This window comes from Brevundimonas sp. (genome assembly GCF_030656255.1).
Lineage (GTDB): Bacteria > Pseudomonadota > Alphaproteobacteria > Caulobacterales > Caulobacteraceae > Brevundimonas.
Genome location: NZ_JAUSOE010000007.1, coordinates 1 through 3,250 on the forward strand (window position 1 = coordinate 1; position 3,250 = coordinate 3,250).

4 protein-coding genes are annotated in these 3,250 nt (G+C 66.6%); all 4 read left to right on the top strand.

Annotated features, from left to right (window positions below):
- The first annotated feature begins 32 nt into the window (after positions 1–32).
- Entirely contained in the window at positions 33–710 is a 678-nt protein-coding gene (gene nuoE / locus Q7J26_RS00385) for an NADH-quinone oxidoreductase subunit NuoE (RefSeq protein WP_304934554.1), read from the top strand.
- A complete protein-coding gene (locus Q7J26_RS00390; protein WP_304934555.1) occupies positions 710–991 on the top strand; it encodes a hypothetical protein in 282 nt (93 codons plus the stop codon). Before nuoE ends, Q7J26_RS00390 begins: the two co-directional genes overlap by 1 nt.
- 393 nt (positions 992–1,384) lie before the next feature.
- Entirely contained in the window at positions 1,385–2,698 is a 1,314-nt protein-coding gene (nuoF, locus tag Q7J26_RS00395) for an NADH-quinone oxidoreductase subunit NuoF (RefSeq protein ID WP_304934556.1), read from the top strand.
- Positions 2,699–2,700: 2 nt separating this feature from the next.
- A complete protein-coding gene (locus tag Q7J26_RS00400) occupies positions 2,701–3,192 on the top strand; it encodes a hypothetical protein (RefSeq protein ID WP_304934557.1) in 492 nt (163 codons plus the stop codon).
- Positions 3,193–3,250: the final 58 nt, after the last annotated feature.

The following is a 3,250-nucleotide window of genomic DNA, read 5'->3' on the forward strand; positions in this document are numbered from 1 at the left end:
TCGCTGGACATCGTTTTCGGAGAAGTGGACCGATGAGCGTGCGTCGCCTCGCCAAGGAACAGCCGGCCTCGTTCGCCTTTTCGGCCGATACGACGGCCAAGGCCGAGTGGTGGATCAAGAAATACCCTGAGGCCCGTCGCCAATCGGCGGTGATCCCGATCCTGTGGCTGGTCCAGAAGCAGGAAGGCTGGGTCTCGGAGCCCGCCATCCGCGCCGTCGGCGAACTGCTGGGCATGCCCTTCATCCGGGTGCTGGAGGTCGCGACCTTCTACACCATGTTCATGCTGGAACCGGTCGGCAAGACCGCCCTGATCCAGGTGTGCGGCACCACGCCCTGCATGCTGCGCGGCGCCAATGAGCTGATGAAGGTCTGCAAAGAGAAGATCGGTCCCAAGGATCATCTGTCCGCCGACGGCCGCTTCACCTGGCAGGAAGTCGAATGCCTGGGCGCCTGTTCGAACGCGCCCATGGCCCAGATCAACGACTATTATTTCGAAGACCTGACGCCCGAGACGATCGGCCAGATCATCGACGACTTCGCCGCCGGCAAGACGCCGAAGCCGGGGTCGTACGTGGGGCGTCATACGTCCGCTCCCCTCGGCGGCGCCAAGACCTTGCTGGATCCGAAACTGTATGACGGCTCGGCCGCCCAGCCGATCGCCAAACTGCCCAACAGCGATCCTGCGCCGGTCGAGAAGGCCCCCGCCTGATGCCTGCCCCCGACCTCGACAGCGACGAAGGCCGCGCCGCATACCGCAAGGAGCTGCGCATGGTCGCGCGCCCCCTGCGCGCGGGCGGGCTCGCGCTCGTGGTCGGCGCCGCCATGCTGATCCTGCTGACCCGTCAGGGCACGCCGGGTCTGGGCGACTGGGCCTTTACGGTCTCGTACGTCATGCTCGGCCTCGGCTGGGCCTGCGTCATCGGCGCCATCTACACCCGCAATCGGCACCACAAGCGCCGGATGCGCGAGCTTCAAGGCGCGTCGTCATGATCGCGTCGATCAAATGTGTTTCCATCAGTTCGATGCAGCGTGCCGGGGGGCGCCATGTCGACGGATCGCAGACGGACCGGGCGCCGCGCGCCCAAGCGCGGACGGGGCGGCTGGAGTCCCGCCGGCACAGGCAGGCTGCTGGCCAATCTGGCCGGCGCGGCCAGTCTGTCGCTGAGCGGCGGTCCCGTATCGGCGCAAACCCCGCCAACATCCCCTTCGGTCGCCCCCGCGACCGCGTCCTCTACGCCTTCACCCGGTCCTGCTGATGCTTCCGAACCGCGTAACAACCCCAGCCCTGAACCGCGTCAGCCGCCTCCCGGCCAGCGCGATCTCGGCCTCGAACGCCAGTCCGCTCTCGGTCCCCCCCGTCGGCGCAGACGCAGGAGCAGCCTGATGGTCGGCATTCTCGAAGACAAGGACCGGATCTTCACCAACCTGTACGGCTTCCAGGACTGGACGCTGGACGGGGCGAAGAATCGCGGCGCCTGGAACGCCACCAAGGACATGCTGGACCTTGGCCGCGACTGGATCATCAACAACGTCAAGGCGTCGGGCCTGCGCGGCCGTGGCGGCGCCGGTTTTTCGACCGGGCTGAAGTGGTCCTTCATGCCCAAGGAAGTGAAGGATCGTCCTCACTACCTGGTCGTCAACGCCGACGAATCCGAGCCCGCGACCTGCAAGGACCGCGAGATCATGCGCCACGATCCGCATCTGCTGATCGAAGGCTGCCTGATCGCTTCCTTCGCGATGCAGGCCCACGCCTGCTACATCTATCTGCGCGGCGAATACGTCCTCGAGCGCGAACGGATGGAGGCGGCGGTCAAGCAGGCCTATGAGGCCAAGCTGATCGGCAAGGACAATGTCCACGGCTGGGATTTCGACGTCTATATCCACCACGGCGGCGGCGCCTATATCTGCGGCGAAGAGACCGCCCTGCTGGAATCCCTGGAAGGCAAGAAGGGCCAGCCGCGCCTGAAGCCGCCGTTCCCGGCCGGCGCGGGCCTGTACGGCTGCCCGACCACGGTGAACAACGTCGAGTCGATCGCCGTCGTCGGCACCATCCTGCGTCGCGGTGCGGACTGGTTCGCCAGCTTCGGTCGTCCGAACAACACCGGCACCAAGCTGATGTCCCTGTCGGGTCACGTGATGACGCCGTGCGTCGTCGAAGAGACCATGTCGATCCCGCTGCGCCAGCTGATCGAAGAGCACGGCGGCGGCGTTCGCGGCGGCTGGGGCAATCTGAAGGCCATCATTCCCGGCGGCGCCTCCTGCCCGGTGATCACGCGCGAGCAGGCGGAAACCGTGCTGATGGACTTCGACTCCATGCGCGAGGTTCGCTCGTCGTTGGGGACGGCCGGTGTGACCGTGATGGACGAGTCGACCGACATCGTGAAGGCGATCGCCCGCATCAGCTATTTCTTCAAGCACGAGAGCTGCGGCCAGTGCACGCCGTGCCGCGAGGGCACGGGCTGGATGTGGCGCGTGCTGGAGCGTATGGCCGTGGGCGAGGCCGATCCGTCGGAAATCGACCTGCTGCTGGACGTCGCCGGTCAGGTCGAAGGCCACACCATCTGCGCCCTGGGCGACGCCGCCGCCTGGCCGGTTCAGGGCCTGATCCGTCACTTCCGTCACGAGATCGAAGAGCGTATCGCCAACTACCGCAGCCGCCGCGCGAACTTCGCCGGCCACGCGATCGCGGCGGAGTAGGGATGCGCCTTTCGTCCGCCATCGTGATCGGAGCCTTCGCACTCGCCGCCTGCGGCGAGCGTGAAGCTGAGCCCACGCCTGCGGAAAAAGTTGCGGCTGTGGCGAAGCCTTCCGACGCTGTGCAGACGGCGCCTGAGGCCCTGACCGCCGCCGAGCTGCGCCGCGTCTGCCGCGCCGGTTTGGCCGCGATCCACGGTCAGCCGCCGATGGCGATCGACGTCGACGGCGTCGACGGCGGGGTGGTTCATGCCTCGTGGCGTGCTCCGGTCGACGGCGGCAGGATGCGTGCTGACTGCCGGGTCGAGAAAGACCTGATCGTGTGGAAACCGCTCGATCTGCCTGACGCCACGCTCGTTCGCTGGATGAACCAGGCGGATGACCCGGTGATCCGCTACGTCATGGACGGTCAGGCGATCACCGTCACTCAGACGCTCCCTGACGGGACGACGGAACAGGCCGAACTGGCCGTTCCCGCAGAAGAGGAGGCGCGGTGATGGCGGATGAACCCGACAACCTCGTTCTTCAGATCCTGCGTCGCGTCGAAGGACGTCT